Origin of the sequence: Streptomyces sp. NPDC012794, assembly GCF_042901085.1 — a bacterium.
Taxonomy (GTDB): domain Bacteria; phylum Actinomycetota; class Actinomycetes; order Streptomycetales; family Streptomycetaceae; genus Streptomyces.
Genome location: NZ_JBIBCI010000022.1, coordinates 1 through 16,099, shown reverse-complemented (window position 1 = coordinate 16,099; position 16,099 = coordinate 1). Strand labels below are relative to the sequence as shown.

Genomic DNA, 16,099 nt, shown 5'->3' with positions numbered 1-16,099 from the left:
GCGGTAGGGGCGTACCGGCAGGCGCGTGTTGCTATCGCCTCAGTTCGGAGAAGACATGTTTGCCGTCCTCATCGGCTGGGACCGCGCGCTCGCCGGGATCGCCCGCCGCGCCCTCGCAGACAAGGACCGCCTGCCCCTCGTCGAGGCGTGGTTCCGGCCTGAAGCTGGCGTCCGCCTGGATCGGCGGCACCAGCTCGCCGCCGGGCTGCGGCGCTCTGCTTCTTCCCGGAGGTACAGCGGCACGCCGCGCATGAAGCGGCCCGAGCCCGGCTCCTGACTCGGCCGGCCCGTCCCAGGGGCGGCCGGGAGGCGGCCAAGCCTCGGACGCCGGGATCCGGGAGAATCCCTGCAGAGGGGTCATTCCTTCCGCAGTCGGGCCCTGGCCCTCCACCACCGCGCCCCGGGCACGACGCAGGTTCGCCGCCTGGTGACCATCACCAGGGACTGCATCGGCTCCGAGCGGAAGAGGTGGCCTTGCTGGTCGGCACCGGGCTCCTTGCTCGCGGCCAGCAGGGCTGACGTAGCCCGAGGTGGCGGTGGGGCCCGGGTGCGGGTGATCGGAACCACCGCACGCATCGCCGTCGACAGCCTCCGCGCCCCGTAACAGACCGCGGTGCCACAGGCCGAAGGTGACCCCTTCACCGCATACTGCCGTCTGCGGCGGAAGCCGCCGCGCCCCCCGCAACCTGGTGCTGCTGGGGCGCGGCGCTGCCGTAGGAGGACTCGCTCAGCCGCCCGTCCGGGCGGTCACCAGCAGGGTCCCCAGGGCTGCGTCGGGGGAGGGGATGAGGTCGGTCTGGATGTCGGTGAAGCCGTGGCGCTTGAGGAGGTCGCTCCACTGCTCGGGGGTGTGCTGCCAGCGCAGCACGGTCAGTTCGCTCTCGCGGCCCTCCAGCCACCTGCCGCCCATCTGCTGCGCGCCGTACTGGCCGGCGATGGGCTCGCGGTGGGAGAAGGCGAAGATGCCGCCGGGGACGAGGCGGCGGGCGACGCGGGGAAACAGCTCGTCGGGGTCGGTGAACCAGACCGCGCCCCACGTGGAGTAGATGACGTCCCACAGCCGCAGGTCCTGGTCGAGGAAGGCGGAGGCTTCGGCGTGGACGAACTCCAGGCCGGTGGTGTCGCTCCAGAACTGGCGGGCCCGGTCGACCTGGACCGGGGAGAAGTCGACGGCGGTCACCTCGATGCCGGAGCGGGCGAGGAAGGCGGCGTTCTCGCCCTCTGCCGGGCCGAGGTCCAGCGCGGTTCTCGGGGAGCCGAGGATCTCGGCGCCGGGGCCGGTGCCGGGCAGGCCGGTCCAGTCGAAGCGGTCCCCAGTGGGGCGCTCGAGGTGGGGGCGGTACTTGTCCCAGTACTCGGCTGCGGTACTGGGGGCGGCGCTGGACATGAAGGGTCCTCCGGAAGGAGCGGGGGGTGTGAAGTGGCCGCCAACCTACTCGCGTCCGGGTACCGATGAGAGCAGAAGATATAAACTGACATAAAAGGAATAAAAGGCGCCCGGAGGTGCGCGGGGCATCTCCGGGCGGGAGCGGGCCTACGGCCCTACGGGGTCAGTGGCACTTGGAGCCGGGGTGGCAAGGTCCGCACTTGGCGTAGTCGGCCTCCCACAGCTTCCAGTCCACCTCGAACCCGTTGTCGTGGATGATCTGCGCGGTGCGCTCCACCGAGCCGTCGTACTTGAACGCGATCTCGGGGATGTGCTCCAGGAACCGGCCGCCGAAGTGCTCGGCGCAGAACTCCCGGTAGTTCTTGGTGTCGAGGATGAACACGTGCACGGCGATGTCCACGATCCGGCCGCAGCACATCTCCAGCGGCGTCGGCTCGTCCCACTTCTCCATCGCGGTGACCAGGTACGACACCGCGGCGTCGAACAGGCGGGTGGCCATGACCTCGTCGAACGGGTAGTCCCGCATCAGCAGGGCCACCTCGCGGTCCCACACCTCGGGGCTCACGTAGTCCCGGGGGTTGCGGTACTCGCCGGCGTCCTGCTTGACCGGAGTGTCGAGCGTGATGGTCATGTGGTGCTCCTCTCGATCGTGATTCGAGTGGTGCAGGGGTGGTGCTGCCCGCCCCGGGCCGTAGGCACAGAGCGGGGGTTCTGGGGTCAGCCCCGCTCGAGGCTGGAGGGGTCCTTCACCACCCACTCCTTGCCGCCGCGGGGAGGCCGGGCGAAGACCGCGTTGGACATCACGACGCGGGTGGCGGGGTCTTCGAACTCGCCGATGAACTGCACGTAGCCCATTTTCCGCTCGAGTGGGTCGTAGATCGCGGTCCCCTCGCTGACCCAGCCGGGCACGGCCTGGCGCTGGCGCTCACGGCCGGGGCGGGACACCGTCACCGCCCTCGAACTCGGCACGGCGCACGGACTTCTCCCAGCCGCCGGCCGCGCGGAGCCGAAGGACCCGGATCGGCGTCCCGGGGGCGGGCTCCTGTATGGCGAGGGTGCGTCCGCTGGCGCCGGGCTTCCGGCGCGGCAGGCAGGGTGGCATGGCCTTGCTCCTCTCTCCAGCGGGGGCGCAGCGGACCACAAGACGGCGCGAGGATGGTCCGGCGGCCCGCTCCTTGGGGGCCGGAGCGGGTAGCTTGCTCCGGGGTGCAGGAGCACCATAGGAAGCCGCAGGAGTCGGCTCAACAAAGTTGCGGCGAATTGCGGAAACTCACCCGAGCGCGCTCAGCGCGGAGTCGATCAGGGCCCGGGCCTGGCGCCCGTAGACGGCCAGGTCCCGCAGTTCGTTGAACGCCTTGAGGTAATCGGCGATCTCGCGGGGCTGGCTGACGTCGATCTCGGCGGTGAGCGTCTCGACGACCACGAGACGCTCGTCGTAGGCGTAGAACGCCTCCAGCGGCCACATGGTGCGCCGCGAGGTGAAGGGTATGACGCCCAGCGAGAGGGAGGCGAGCGGCATCACGGTGAGCAGGTGCCGAAGCTGTGCTGCCATGGTCTGATGGTCGCCCTGCAGGTACCGCAGCACGCATTCCTCGATGACGAGCACGAACCGGTGCCCGCCTTCGTAGAGGTAGCGGGAGCGGGCGACGCGGGCGGCGACGGCCTCGCTCACATCATTTGGGGTGCCCTGGAAGTCGGTGATGGACTGCATCAGGGCGGTGGCGTACGCGGGTGTCTGGAGGAAGCCGGGCACCACGTTGGACACGTAGACGCGGCACATCCGGGTTCGCGCGTGCCGGGCGTTGAAGTCCTCCTGCGTGCGGCGCATGCCGTCGCGGTGCCGTCGTCGCCATTCGACGTACATCGAGTCGACCGCGCGGGCGGTGGCGATGAGGTCTGCCGCCTGTTCCTCGGCGTCACAGGCGGAGCGCCAGGCCCTGATGTCCGTGTCCGAGGGCGCGGCCTCGCCCTTCTGGATGCGGGTGGTCTTGGCCGGATGCCAGCCGCAGCGGGAGGAAAGTTCCTTGCCGCTGAGGCCGGCGTCCCGGCGCAGGTGCGTCAGCCGCACGGCGAGGGCTTCGCGGGCGGCCTGGGCACTGGAGGAAGGTGATGCGGGCATAAGGCGGTGGGCCGGCGGTCAGACGGCGTACTGGTCGTGAGGGGTGGCACGCTCCCACACCGTCTCGAACGCGTCGCAGACCATCTTCACCACGGCGGGCTCCTCGCTGAACTCATGACCGGCCCAGTCGCCGTCACCGGTCCACCAGTGAAACATCACCAGGCGGCGGTCGATCAGCCACAGGTCGTTCCCCGGCAGCGCGATGTCCGACGCCCTGTGGCGAGGCAGCCAGCGGACCTGTTCACCGGCTTCGATGTTCATGGGCGTGACGGCGTGCTCCCACCGGATGTAGTCGGTGACGGGCTCCGAGACGATCCGGGCCCGCCTCATCACCACCCCGCGGCCCACCGTGTCGCGGACGATCCCGAGCCACTCCGGCCACCACCGGGCGGTGGGGTCGAGGTCAACGTGGCCCGTGCGCTTGAACTCCGCGAACTCCTCGGCTTCATCGCCGACTCCGTAACTGTCGCGCATCTCCAGGTGAACGGCACTGTGCTCAGCCTGCCTCATCAGCGCGGCGAAGTCCGGAGCGTTCTGCGACATCACATGCCTCCCTCAAGATCGGAATGAACCGGAACGGGACACGAACCGGGGTCTCGCCCTTGGGGATGCCGACGGTGTGTCCCATGACCCACTCCGTCGACGCGACCTCGGCCATACGGGCGGGGTCGAGGTCCCACCCCTGGATCACGATTTCCTGCTGCTCCTCGTCGACCCAGACGGTTGGCGACCCACCACCGCCGGTGTTGGGGTCTATCCCGACGAACCGTAGCGTCATGACGATCTCCCCTGTCCAGGCAGTTGCGGGTGCTTGCGGACGACGCTGGTCGAGCGCACCGTGGCGGTCAAGGCAGCGAACCAGATTGGCCCGATCTGCGCGCTGCGGTGGGGTCGTCCGGTGCCAGAGGCGGGCTCGTGCCGACGCGGGAGTTGGCTGCTCCCGCGCACCGCTCGCTCGGCCGATCTGCTGCTGTGGAAGCCCTCCGACGGCGTGGTTCAGCGTCAACGCCTTCTGAGAACCAGGTGCTGTTCACAGGAGCCGCGTGGCTCAGGCGGATTCATCACCGCCTGGCCCAGCAGAGCGCCGCACCGGCGGCCGGATCGCGCACGCCGCCGGAGCGGGCGGCGACCAGACCGTCGCTGCTGTCACCACTGCGGCCGCCGCCAAGGCTCCCGGCGCTGCCTCGGCTCCGGCACCCGGCGCTGCCCTGGCCTTGGTGCCCGGCGCCCCGGCCGCTGTTGCTGCCGCGCCCCCTGGCGGGGAGGTTCTGGCCCCGCGCATGGGCAGTTCCGGTGGCGACCTGTGGCGTGGGGCCTGCGGCGGGACGCGTACCCGCACCCGCTGCTGCTCCTGCCCCGGCTCCGGCTCCCGCCCCCCCCAGCTCCGGGCCTTGCTCCCGCTCCCGCCCCCGTCCCTGCTGTTGCACCCGTGCGGGAGGCCGTCGACGCGTAGACGCCGCCTGCGAGTACGGATGCGAAGCGTTCCTGGGGCCCGCTGATCGAGGGGCTGAGCGTGCCCCGGGACCTGGAACTCGGTGACCGCGTGAAGGCGCTGGAGCAGCTTGGTGTCAGCCAGTTCGCGCAGGCCACGCTCGTCAGCGCCGTTAAGGACCAGGCGCATCTCCTGGTTGGCTCCCGCCAGTCGCCCCTGCCAGCCCACCGCATGGACCAGATCCGTGACCAGGGCGGGCCCCGCAATCCTCGGTGCGCACCTGGCCCACTTCCAGACCGACACCACCAGGCAGGACGACCCGTTCACCACGGCAGGGCGGCGCGTGGACGCGACCCTGCACTCCCTGATGACACCGCCCTCCACCCCGGCTGCGCTCGCGTCCCGGGTCCGCCTCTTCCCGACAGCTGCCATCTCCCGCTCCGCCACCAGCCCGGCCGGGACCGCGCCCGGGCAGGCGGCGCCGGCCCGGGCCGACCGTAGCCGCGCACCGGCAGCAGGCGGTGCCCGCCCGCGGTCAGAGCCTGCCCCGGTAGGTAGGAGAGCAGCACGCGGTCCGCGGTCCGCGAGGCGGGCCGCGGGCCCGCAGCGTGACCGGCGAGCGAGGAGCTGCCCCCTGGACCCGGCCACCGCCGCCCGCACCCCCACCCAGGACAATGCCGGCGCCATCGAGCAGCGCGCCGCCGCCCACCCGCGAGGCGCCGAGGCCCTGCTCCTGACTGCCCATCCCCCATCGGCGCGGCGCCGGGGCCCTGGCCGCGTACCGGCAGCAGGCGGCGGCCCCGGCCAGGGGTGCGGAGCCGGGCGTTGCTGCCGGCCCGCGCGCTCGCGCGCGGCGCAGCGCGTGGGCCGCGCGTCCGGGCGGGGAGAGGGCGGGCGGCTGGGTGTGCGATGTCCGGCCAGGACCGCGAACCCCCGAACGGCAACACCGTCGTGACAGGTGCTGACAAAGCGCGCTGCGCACCGGCCGGACCGCGCTGACGGCCACCGTCCCGGGTCGTTGTCGGCAAGGCTCGTCGGGGTCCGATTCGCGGATCTGGTGGCGGCCGCGCCGGCGGCCCGCCCCCGTCACCGCAGCAGGGCAGGGCAGCTCTGCGACCACACCAAGGACTTGGGCCGGCCGGAAGACCCGGGTGCGCAGGACCGCGGCGATCGCAGCGGCGTCCGGACGGCGGCCGCCGCGCTCTCACCGACCACGGCTGACCGTGGGGCGGAAAGAGGCCCGCGCGGGGCACCACTCTTCGGTGGCGTCCAGTCCGTCATCGGCCTGCCGGTCAGGAGCATCTTGCTGGTACGGGTGACCCTACGCCTCCGGGTCGGAAAGGCCGAGGAAGCGATGGGTGGCCGCGAGGAGGGCCCGGGCGCGGACGGTGTGCGGGTGATCCTCTCCGAGGAGGCACAATCGCCCGGCGAGGGCTCGATCGGCCAGTGGCAGGGCGTCCTGGTGGCGGCCGAGGTCGTTGTAAGTGGCAGCGAGGTTGGCGCGGGCCCGGTGCGTGTCGGGGTGGTCGTCGCCGAGCAGGCGGATGCGCGCTGCAAGGACTCGTTCTTCCAGCAGCAGAGCCTCATGGTGGCGGCCAAGCTGGCGGTAAGTGCCAGCGAGGTTGGCTCGTGCCAGATGCGTGTCGAGATGGTCTGCGCCATGAATTCGGATGTAGTCGGTCAAGACCTGTTCGCACAGCGGGAGCGCTTCGTTGTGGCACCCGAGGTTTCTGTAGGTGGCAGCAAGGTTGCTGCGGGCCAAGTGGGTATCAGGGTGGTCCTCACCAAGGGTGCGGATGCGTGCGGCGAGAACGTGTTCGCACTGTGGAAGGGCATCGTGGTGCCGACCGAGTTGGTTATAGGTGACGGCGAGGTTGGCACGCGCCCAGTGGGTCTCGAGGTGGTCGTCGCCGTAGACGCGGATGCGCGCTGCCAGGACCTGCTCCTCCAGCCGGAGAGCTGTGCCGTATTCGCCGAGGTGGCAGTAAGTGAGAGCGAGGAAGGCGCGCGCCGTATCGGTGCCGGCGTCATCGGCACCGTGCAGGCGGATGAAGTCAGCGAGATTCTGTTCTCCCAGCAGCTGGGCCTTGTCGTAGTGGCCGAGAAGGTCGTACGTGTAAGCAAGGGCGGTGCGCGCATTGAGCGTGTCGGGGTGCTCCGGCCCGCGCGTCTCCTCGGTGACCGCGAGCAGTTCCTTCCAGTGAGCGAGGGCGGACTGGAACAGACCGCTGGAGACCATGCTTCTGCCGGCATGGAACAGCAACCTGTGGGGCTCGCCCTCCCAAAGGTGCTGGCCGGCGTGACGGACGAGAGTAACGGTGTTGGCGCGCAAAACTGCGGAGCTCTCGTGTCCGGGCCCAGGCCCGTCGGACCAGATGGCGAGGAGAGCGTCAGCAGCGGTCCGCGCGAGGTGGTACTGCAAGGTATGGGGGGTGTTCTCCTGTACTGCGCGGGCAGTCAGAGCATGAATCCGGATCTCTTGGCCGGTGCTCTTCGAGTCGTAGGTGATGAGCGCGTAGCGGTTCAGAATCTGAAGGCTCTGACGCAAGTGAACTGCGGAGACCGGCTCCGATGGCCCATGCTCGTTCTCGTCGCGCTCGGCGAGACGGCTCAGTACGGGGTAGCTCTCCCAGAGGGTGGCCGGCTGTCCGGCGGGGTCAAGGAGTGCGGTGAGGCGCAGTACGGGTAGGGCAAGCCCGCGAGGGGAGTCGGCTTCGGCCGCGGCAAGGGAGAGCAGCAGAGCAGCAGTGACCTGGCGGCCATAATTTTCGGTATCCGCCCAGTCGGGCAGTATCTCGGCCAGGTTCCGCTCCCGGTCCTGGAGCAGTGCAAGGTAGTCAGCGCAGGTCATCTGTTGGCTGATCAGGTAGGCGACTGCGTGCCCGAGCGCGAGCGGAAGGAAGCCCAGCTCTTCTGCGAGCAGCTCTTGAGAGCCGTCGAGGAGGTGCGTGAGAGCGTCGGCGGCGAGCCGGTCTTCTATGTAGGCGATCGCCTCGGCAGGAGAGTAGACGTCGATGTCGACCTTCCGGCGGCCCTGGCCCGTCAGCCGGCCATCCTTCAGTCGGCTGGTGGCCAGGACCCACCCCGCCCCGGAATGTACCGCGGGCCACCACGGGGCGAGTCTCCCCGGGTCCGTCATCGTCCAGGACGACCAACCACGTGCGCGAGGTCGTGGCAAGCCACCCGAGGAATGCCTGCGCATCGGCCTCAACGTCTGTGCCCAGGGCGCCGGGGGCCTGGACGAGCTGTGCTGTGTGGGCGTACAGAGCGATGACCTGCTGGACATCCGAGGCGCTCACCCACAGGACAAGATCTGTGCCAGCGCAGGTCGCCTCGCGGGCATAGGAGGCGGCGAGCTGGGACTTGCCGACGCCCCCGCCCCCGGACAAGACCTGCGCTGGCAAACCGTCCTCCCCTGCACGCCGCGCCTCATCGATGGCCGCTCGCAACTCAGGACGTGGCTGAAAAGAGGAAGCGAGCAGGGGTAGCGCCCCCACCAGCAGCGGCCACGACACCACCGCTGCCACAGGAGGAAGATGAACATGGACGACGGAGCTGCCGGCTCCCAGGGCGCTGCCGTTGATGCCGCCCCCGGCCGCAACCCCGTACTGGCCTGCGACAACCGACCCGAGCGGAGGTACCCGCTCTGGCGGTGGCAGGTCACCAGCCTTTCTGGCGGAACTTGCGAAAGGATCCGTATGACCCTCCGCAGCGGGCACTCTCTTGCGCCCTTTCCACGGCCAAATCGGCGTCATTGGACTTGACTGCTGTCGCCGAGAGCGCTGCCGCTGATATCGCCCCCTGCCGCGATCCCACCAGGATCCGCGACCGCACTCCCATTCCCTGGCGTAGGAGTGACCGGACTGGCTCCGCCCGGTGCCCCCGCCACGGGAGTCCGCATGCTCACGCGGGAGTTCGTGCCCAGGGCGCTGCCGGTGATGTTTCCGCCGGCTGCCACACCACCCTGCCCAGCACGCACCTCCCGCCCGACCGGTGGAGCGCTGTCCCGCAGAAGAGAGAGCACCGCGACCACCAGCCCCGCGCCCGCCAGAACGGCACCTACGAGGCTGGCTACCTTGTCGCTCGCATCAAGATCGATTACGACCAGAACCACCAGCAGACCCACCACGACGGCAGCGGCGACCACCACCGCCCCCCGCACAGCCCACCGAGCCCCCACCGAAAGTCCTGCCATCGCCAGCCCCTGAATCCTCCTGCCGCCGTTTACGCGGCAGCCCTTCCCCGGCCCCTGTCCGCAGGCTAGACGCTCACCACCCAACCGTCCTCAACTCCGACGGACCTGTCCTCAAGTTCTGCACCACGTCCAGCGAAGCGAACCCCCACAAGAAGGAACACTCAGGACGGGCCACCTCGTTGCGACCCTCGCCCGGGTCGACGGCCGCCGGCCCCGGCTGCGCGGGGACATCCTCGCGATGCACACCACCGCCCGTTTTCGAGGCCCGCTGGGGCCTGACGCCGATGTCGCCGCAGGACCGCACCGCGGTGCGCCGCCCCTCGACGGAGGAGTTGGCGAAAGCGGACCAGCGCGGCCTGCTGGAGACCGCCCGCCAGCCTCTCCAGCGCACCGTCCGCACCGCGGCCGCGCTTGCCGGAGACGACACCGACTTCCTCAACCGGCTGCGCGACGCCGCCGCCTTGTCCCGCTCCGGCCCGTGCCGAGAGTGCGGGTGATGTGGCCGCGCTCGGCGACCTCCTGGTGGCTGCGGCAGCGCACGCCCCTGCTGCGGTGCGCGACCGGATCGCGGTGGCGGAGGCCCTCGAGCAAGCCGGCCGCGCCGCAGGCGAACGGCCGGGACCCGCTCCTCGACCGCGCCCTGCGGCGCCCGGTGAGCCGGAGCCGGCGGGCCTCCTCACGGCCGAGGGGTTTGCCGCCGCTCACCGCACAATCCCCGACGTGGACACGCAGTGCCTTCGGCCCGCTCCCGGTCCGGATGGATTCGAGTTTCCAGTCCGGCGGCGGAGGCGGGGGCCGGCGGGCCGCCTCGGCAGCCAGTTCCGCCTCCAGCTCGCTGATCGCCCGCTCCGCCAGCTTCTGCTGCCAGCTCAGCCACGCCCGTACGGCCCGCCAGTTCCCCAGCCGGGCTTCCAGCACCACGTGACCAACCACCACTTCGCCCGCGGCCTGGCAACCGGCTGAGATCCCCCGGGATGGCGCCGACCCCATAGAGATCAAGGACCTGCGCTCCAAGGTGGCCCTTGCAGCCGGCCGGACCGCCTACGCCCCCAGCCTCACGGGCGCCTATATTTACGTCGAAGGGCACGGCAAGATCGACCCGATCGCCGCCTGGTCGTCCATGACCTCTCCCGAGCCCCTCCTCGAAGCAGACAACGTCCTGGAGATGTGCGACCAGATCCTGGGACGTCTGGAGGCCATGGCCCTCAAAGCCGAGGCGGAGGCCCCCACTGTCTCCGGAGTGGAACACATGCACCCCTTGGTCTGGGGCGCCGCTGCGCGTCTGTGGCGCAACGAGCACTACAGGGAAGCCGTCGCCTGCCGCGGAGGCCCTCATAGCCCACGTCCAGCAACGCACCGGCCGCCACGACCTGGCAGCCACCAGCTTCTGGCAGCAGATATTCTCCGAAGCGCCACCGAATACGGGAGAGCCCCGCCTGCGCTGGCCCGGTGACCCGACGAACCAGAGTGTGAAGACGATGAACTCGGGCCTGAGGTTCTTCGCGCCCGGAGTGCAGATGACCATCCGGAACACCTCCGCTCACGGCACCGACGAGATGACCGCCCAGGACGCCTTTGAGCGGCTCGGCACCCTGAGTCTTCTGGCTGGGTCGACGACTGCGACGACAGCACCGTCACGCAGTAGCCACGGGGAGGTCTGCGGGGGCGGCCTTGCCCCGCAGACTCACCCTGCCCCGAGAGCAGCACCCAACCCGGCCGCGTCCACATTGTTCAGGGGTGCCACCGCCCACCCGACGCAGTTCCTGCTCGTGGCCGACACCGAAGCCGCTGTGCCGGGACGCGGTAGTTGTCACCGGGCGTCCCCGACGGCCTGGTTCTCGACAGCGTGCGAGTCACGCTTGTTGTCACTGACGGGACAGCGTGGTTGTCGCCGCCGCCTGGCTTCTGTCACCGGATCTTCGGCACCGACCAGCCCCGCGACTTCGGCGGTCCGTACGCCGCCGCTCGCGGTGACAGAAGTCGTGTCCAGGTGACACCTAACGTGTCACGGCACAGCCGCCGACTGGGCCGCCGCCACGGCGGCCGAGAGGGTTGCACCGGGAGGGAGCTGGAGGGTTGTCTGCACGGTTGCGCTAGGACGCAGCTGGCCCTACGGGCCCGGGCCCGCGCCCGTAGGGTGCGGGTAGCCCGTGCCGATAGGGCGTGTACGGGTGAGGCCCGGTGCCCGGCATGCTGGGAGCAGTACCACCGGGCCGCCTACACCTGCCGGCCCGCGCTCGCGCGCCGCTCGTGGGCGGCGCGGTCCGGGAGGGGCGGGCGGGCGGCTTGGTGTGCGCTGTCCAGCCAGCACCCCTGGCCTCTGTGCTGTGCGGGAGAGCGGGCTGTGAATGGTCAGGGGTAGGGAGAGCTGGTGCTAGTGATCGAACGTGATGCGGGCGGCCGGGAAGAGGCCGGCGGAGCCGATGTACTGGACTTATACCTGGAGATGGCGCGCGCCCGGCTGTCCCCTCCGCGGTTTGAGGCTGTTGTCCGGGCCGTGCAGGAGACCTGCGGGCTTCTCGCCCAGGGCCATCAGGCTCTGGTAGTGATGCCGGGGGATGAAGGTTTCAGCCCGGACCTGCAGCGCGAGTACCTCGCCCTGCTCGCGGTGATGATCACAGGCAGCCTCGACCACCAGGTCGTCGAACTCCCCGGCCCCGACGGCGTACCCGCCCTGGCCGTGGTCCGGACAACCAACGCCCCGGGCCAGCAGGTGGCAGGGCAGGGCGTACTGGACGCCGCCCGGCACTCCTACGAACCCCCGCACGGCAACAGCGTCATGACGACAGGTGCTGACAAAGCGCGCTGAACGCACGGGCCGGGCAGCGCTGACGGGCCGTCCCGGTTCGCCGTCGGCCAGGGCGGCCCCCGCCGGGGTCCTTCATCTCGGCGTGGGGGAGCAGGGACGTCCTGGACGTGGTGCTGGTCCCTGCGGAGGTGGCGGCGGAGGTCGGTGCTGACAGGGCCGTGACCATGCGGTATTCCGCCATCCGCTCCGGTTCCGGCGGATCCGTCTCTGGCCCGACATTTCCAGTCTGCTCAGTTCCGCCAGCGCCGCCAGAGACGCCACTTGGTTTGCTCCTTGAGATGGTGGCGCCAGAGCCACCAGGGCAGGTGCCGGTGGGGGACGAACGTCCACAGGTCGTCGTCGGCCTCGTTGCCGCGTGGCCGGCTGCGCAGCAACGCCAGGCACTCTTGATCGACCGTGTGGTGCAGCCGGGCCACATGGGCGAGGGCCACCGTGCCCTGTCGGCGCAGTTCTTGGGATTCCGCGCCGAGCGCGCGGGCAACGCGCGGCAGGATCACTTCGGGGTCGGGGTGGTTCAGGGCCAGGCCGATGACGGCAGCACCGACGTGGGGTTCGCCGCGACCGAAGGCGGCGTCGACTTCCTCTGGCCGGTCTATCCCGATGAGCCCGGTACCGTTATCCCAGCTGACCGCCCCGCTGTGAGTCTCTGGGCCGCTCGACTCGTATCGCACGGCCTGACCATAAGCCCGGCGGTGCGGCCGCCGCCACAGGCGGCCGCCGCCGCCCCGGCGCTGCCCGAGCCTTGGTGCCTGCTGTCCCGGCCCTGGGAGGCCCGGTCGGGAAGATCCTGCTCACCCTGTCGGGCTGGCTATACGGGTACGCGCGCGTCCTGCTGACCGTGAACGGCGACGGCACGGCCGAGGGCCGGCTCCTTCCCGGCACGGTGTCGTTCATGTCCGCCCGCACGCACGCGGCCCCGATCTTCGGCAACCCCGTCCACTGGGCCGCAGACCTCCCGGAGAAGGGCCGGGCGGCCCGGCACCGCCCGCAGCGGATCACGGCCGCGCCCGAGGAAGCGTTCCACCTGCGATTCCTCGCACAGAGCGCCGTCCCGGACGCCCAGATGACGACCGTCGGCGAAGTGGTGCACCTGGTCGACGTCGTCACCGGCTCCGCCGCCACCCTCACCCCGTCGAGGACCGGTGGGAGGCGCGCGAGAGCGGCCCCGTGCGGCTGTGGGAACGGGTCGAGGCCGTGCTGTCCGCGTACGACGAGGCGGGCCGCCCCGGGCCCGAGACGTTCACCCTGCACATCTACGACGGCGGGCAGCACCTGCGACACCGCAGATGCCCGCCCTGCCGCTGCCCAGCACCGAGCCGGCCCGCAACACTCCTGGCGCCCGCTCGGGGAGCGTCACGCTCGTGTGTGGTGGGACCGGCGTGTGTATGGGTCGGAGCCGGATGATCCGGAGCCGGGCCCCAGGCTGGGTCATGACTACGTGGTGCTGGTGGGCGGCGCCTTGGACGGCATGCTGCTCGACGTGACCGGCTGGCCCCCTCAGGAGGTGGTGCATGGCTTTGTCCACGAGAACGGGTTCTGGCCCATTTCTTGTGGTCGTACGCAGCGTGACGATTGGTCGTCGTTCGACGGCGGGTGACATCGCCCGAAAACCGACCTGCCCGAGGGTGATGGCGTCGACAGTTCTGCGCCGTGAACAACGTGCGACCGCAGCTGGAAGAGCTGCTGTTCGGGGCGGTGGAGAACATGTCGGTGGAGTCGGTCGACGTGACTGACGCTGTCGTAAGAGTGGAGGCCAGGTCCACGACCAGGCGGGCGGCCTGTCCAGGCTGTGGGTGCTGGTCGAGCCGATTACACGGCTCTTACCTGCGCTTTCCCCGAGATCTACCCACGTCGGGCAAGCTCGTCGTCATGTCGTTGCGGGTGCGCCGGTTCGTCTGCGCGGAGGGCTCCTGCCTGCGTAAGACGTTTGCCGAGCAGGTGCCCGGCCTCACCCGTCGATTCGCTCGCCGGACGGAACGGCTGCGATCGACGCTCGTCTCGGTCGGTCTCGCGCTCGCGGGACGGGCCGGCGCCCGAATGTCGGACGCCTTCGGAGTTCGAGTCAGCCGAAACACGCTGCTGAGGCTGATCGCCTCGCTGCCGGATCCGCCTGCCGCCACGCCCCGCGTGCTCGGCGTCGACGAATACGCTCAGCGCAAGGGCCGGATCTACGGAACCGTCCTCGTTGACGTCGAGACACGCCGACCGGTGGACCTCCTGCCGGACCGGGAGGCGGACACCCTCGCGGCCTGGCTGTCCGAGCGACCCGGGATCGAGATCATTTGCCGGGACCGCGCCCTCTTCTACGCCGAGGGCGCCACCCGCGGCGCCCCTCAAGCCCTCCAGGTCGCCGACCGATGGCACCTCTGGCACAACCTCGGCGAAGCCGCCGAGAAGTGCGTCTACCGGCACCGCGCCTGCCTCCGGCCCGCGCCTGAGTCGCCGCAGGAGCCAGACCAGGCGCCGGAGTCGCCCACGGCCTCGCCATGGCCGACGGGCCACCGGTTCGCCGAACGCACCCGCGCCAAGCACGCAACCGTCCACGCCCTGCTGGCCGCCGGTCACAGCAAACGGTCCATCGCCCGGCAGCTCGGCATGGGCCTCAACACCGTTCTCCGATTCTCCCGCGCCACCGAGCCAGAGCAATTGTTCACCGGCCAGTGGCAAAGCCGCCCCACCAAGCTCGATGCCTTCAAGCCCTACCTCGACCAGCGATGGCAGGAGGGCTGCACCAACGCCTGGAAACTGTGGGAGGAGATCAAGGCACAGGGCTATCCGGACGGCTACGGCAACGTCCGCGCCTACGTCAGCCGGAACCTACGCGGCAAGCCCCAACCGGTCGGCCCTCGGCCGCCATCCGCCCGCGCCGTCACCCGCTGGATCCTCACCCGCCCCGACCCCCTGGCCGAGAGCGGCCGGCTCCGGCTCAAGGCCGTGCTGGCCAACTGTCCCGAACTCGACGCACTCGCCGAGCACGTGCGCTCCTTCGCACACATGCTCACCCAGCTGCAAGGCCACCACCTGCCGGCCTGGATCGAAGCCGTGACGACCGCCGACCTGCCCAGCCTCCAGCGATTCGCCCGGCATCGGGAGCGCGACCTCGACGCCGTCACTGCCGGTCTCACGCAGCCGTGGAATTCCGGAGTCGTCGAAGGCCACGTCAACCGGATCAAGATGCTGAAACGCCAGGTGTTCGGCCGAGCAAGCTTCGAACTCCTCCGCAAGCGCGTTCTGCTCTACTCCTGAGCTTGCTGTTCAGTCTTCGGCGTTCGGCGAAGGTGAGTCATTTTCGGCGGCGAGGGTGACCTGGGCGGTCCATGACCAAGGCTCCTGGGGCGGCTCCCAGCTCACCTCCACCTCGGTGTCGTGGAAGTCGCGCGCGAGTTCCGTCACCATCACCGCCGCCGCAGCCCGCGCGTCTTGCGGGCCGGTGTTGATCGGGACGTCCAGCCGTCCGCAGAGATTTCCGCTTTCGGTGAGGACGCTGGTGCGCCACCCCTCCGGCGTCGCAAACAGGAAGATCCCCTTCGGAATGCCCCAGCCGGACCGCTTCTTCTTCTCCTTCTTGCGTCTCACCATGCCGCCCATCCAACATCGTCGAGTTCATGGTGACGAGTCTGGGTGGAGGATCAGCCGCCGCAGCACGAGTTTGTGCCGGCCTTGCGCGGCAAGCCGAGACCCTTCAGGACAGATCGTCGATAAGCCCGAAGCCCACCGGGAACTCCTCCAGGAACTCGCGGCGAGCGGGGTTGGTCTCGGCAGCTGCCATCGCCCCGAGCAGGGCGATCAGCTCCTGCTGCTGATCACCCGACAGCGTACTGACCACGTGGGCGACGCCCTCCATGACCTTGACCGCATCGTCCTGATCCATCTGCTCGTCCTCGCTGCCCTCGATGAACCACAGGACATCGACCAAAGCCTCGGCCAAGGCACGAGTCAGGGACGGGTACGAAGACGTCACGACGGTCTCCCTGTAGATCAACGGCAGAGTCCGGCCATCCCATCACACACCGCTGACATCACGATCGGTGAGCCTCCACGGAAAGTGGACCAGAACCGTTTCGGCTCTGGTCCACTTCTTGTGGCCGCGTACGCAGCGTGACTGTTGCTCGTCGTTGGATGGCTGACGAGGTCGCCCGAAAATCGTCCTAACGGGG

At 70.0% G+C, this 16,099-nt stretch carries 17 protein-coding genes; 6 read left to right on the top strand and 11 right to left on the bottom strand.

Translation table 11 applies throughout. The annotated features are described in order from the left end of the window. Positions 1–55 precede the first annotated feature (55 nt). Positions 56–277: a hypothetical protein gene (locus ACFY7H_RS29425; protein WP_388944116.1), complete on the top strand. Its 222-nt coding sequence runs from the start codon at positions 56–58 to the stop codon at positions 275–277. A gap of 450 nt (positions 278–727) precedes the next feature. On the opposite strand, the gene ACFY7H_RS29420 is transcribed toward ACFY7H_RS29425, so the two are convergent. The 7 genes from ACFY7H_RS29420 to ACFY7H_RS29390 all read right to left on the bottom strand — a co-directional run bounded on the left by ACFY7H_RS29420 (position 728) and on the right by ACFY7H_RS29390 (position 8,077). Continuing rightward, the gene (locus tag ACFY7H_RS29420; protein WP_388944113.1) at positions 728–1,387 is read right to left on the bottom strand and encodes a class I SAM-dependent methyltransferase; all 660 of its coding nucleotides are present in this window, start codon (positions 1,385–1,387) and stop codon (positions 728–730) included. A gap of 163 nt (positions 1,388–1,550) precedes the next feature. After that, a complete protein-coding gene (locus ACFY7H_RS29415; RefSeq protein ID WP_388944110.1) occupies positions 1,551–2,018 on the bottom strand; it encodes a glycine-rich domain-containing protein in 468 nt (155 codons plus the stop codon). A gap of 86 nt (positions 2,019–2,104) precedes the next feature. Next, positions 2,105–2,356, bottom strand: a complete 252-nt coding sequence (locus ACFY7H_RS29410) for a hypothetical protein (RefSeq protein WP_388944108.1) — start codon at positions 2,354–2,356, stop codon at positions 2,105–2,107. 301 nt (positions 2,357–2,657) lie between these two features. Beyond that, complete coding sequence (locus ACFY7H_RS29405; protein ID WP_388944106.1) at positions 2,658–3,506, bottom strand: helix-turn-helix domain-containing protein; 849 nt, start codon at positions 3,504–3,506, stop codon at positions 2,658–2,660. 18 nt (positions 3,507–3,524) lie between these two features. After that, the gene (locus tag ACFY7H_RS29400; protein ID WP_388944103.1) at positions 3,525–4,049 is read right to left on the bottom strand and encodes a DUF6879 family protein; all 525 of its coding nucleotides are present in this window, start codon (positions 4,047–4,049) and stop codon (positions 3,525–3,527) included. Next, positions 4,003–4,284 (bottom strand): hypothetical protein, encoded by a 282-nt coding sequence (locus tag ACFY7H_RS29395; protein WP_388944100.1) that lies wholly within the window; start codon positions 4,282–4,284, stop codon positions 4,003–4,005. Before ACFY7H_RS29395 ends, ACFY7H_RS29400 begins: the two co-directional genes overlap by 47 nt. A 1,975-nt stretch (positions 4,285–6,259) precedes the next feature. Beyond that, positions 6,260–8,077: a tetratricopeptide repeat protein gene (locus ACFY7H_RS29390; RefSeq protein ID WP_388944098.1), complete on the bottom strand. Its 1,818-nt coding sequence runs from the start codon at positions 8,075–8,077 to the stop codon at positions 6,260–6,262. 1,340 nt (positions 8,078–9,417) lie between these two features. On the opposite strand from ACFY7H_RS29390, the gene ACFY7H_RS29385 reads away from it, so the two are divergent. Next, a complete protein-coding gene (locus ACFY7H_RS29385; protein ID WP_388944359.1) occupies positions 9,418–9,630 on the top strand; it encodes a hypothetical protein in 213 nt (70 codons plus the stop codon). On the opposite strand, the gene ACFY7H_RS29380 is transcribed toward ACFY7H_RS29385, so the two are convergent. Further along, positions 9,569–10,123 (bottom strand): DUF6233 domain-containing protein, encoded by a 555-nt coding sequence (locus ACFY7H_RS29380; RefSeq protein ID WP_388944097.1) that lies wholly within the window; start codon positions 10,121–10,123, stop codon positions 9,569–9,571. The genes ACFY7H_RS29385 and ACFY7H_RS29380 overlap by 62 nt on opposite strands. A gap of 239 nt (positions 10,124–10,362) precedes the next feature. Between ACFY7H_RS29380 and ACFY7H_RS29375 the strand changes: the two genes are divergently transcribed. Both ACFY7H_RS29375 and ACFY7H_RS29370 read left to right on the top strand, forming a co-directional pair. Further along, positions 10,363–11,127, top strand: coding sequence for a TIGR02391 family protein (locus ACFY7H_RS29375; RefSeq protein WP_388944333.1), 765 nt, complete (start codon positions 10,363–10,365; stop codon positions 11,125–11,127). Positions 11,128–11,510: 383 nt separating this feature from the next. After that, positions 11,511–11,942, top strand: a complete 432-nt coding sequence (locus tag ACFY7H_RS29370; protein WP_388944095.1) for a hypothetical protein — start codon at positions 11,511–11,513, stop codon at positions 11,940–11,942. Between the two features lie 230 nt (positions 11,943–12,172). Here the strand turns inward: ACFY7H_RS29370 and ACFY7H_RS29365 are convergent, their stop codons facing one another. Further along, entirely contained in the window at positions 12,173–12,613 is a 441-nt protein-coding gene (locus ACFY7H_RS29365; RefSeq protein ID WP_388944092.1) for a hypothetical protein, read from the bottom strand. Between the two features lie 767 nt (positions 12,614–13,380). Here ACFY7H_RS29365 and ACFY7H_RS29360 point away from each other — a divergent pair. Then, the gene (locus ACFY7H_RS29360) at positions 13,381–13,539 is read left to right on the top strand and encodes a hypothetical protein (RefSeq protein ID WP_388944356.1); all 159 of its coding nucleotides are present in this window, start codon (positions 13,381–13,383) and stop codon (positions 13,537–13,539) included. 53 nt (positions 13,540–13,592) lie between these two features. Next, entirely contained in the window at positions 13,593–15,188 is a 1,596-nt protein-coding gene (locus tag ACFY7H_RS29355; RefSeq protein WP_388944089.1) for an ISL3 family transposase, read from the top strand. Between the two features lie 9 nt (positions 15,189–15,197). On the opposite strand, the gene ACFY7H_RS29350 is transcribed toward ACFY7H_RS29355, so the two are convergent. Together ACFY7H_RS29350 and ACFY7H_RS29345 are read right to left on the bottom strand one after the other, a co-directional pair. Continuing rightward, positions 15,198–15,521, bottom strand: coding sequence for a hypothetical protein (locus tag ACFY7H_RS29350; protein WP_388944087.1), 324 nt, complete (start codon positions 15,519–15,521; stop codon positions 15,198–15,200). 103 nt (positions 15,522–15,624) lie between these two features. Beyond that, positions 15,625–15,903 carry a hypothetical protein gene (locus tag ACFY7H_RS29345; RefSeq protein WP_388944085.1) on the bottom strand — a complete coding sequence of 93 codons (279 nt, stop codon included), beginning with the start codon at positions 15,901–15,903 and terminating at the stop codon, positions 15,625–15,627. Positions 15,904–16,099: the final 196 nt, after the last annotated feature.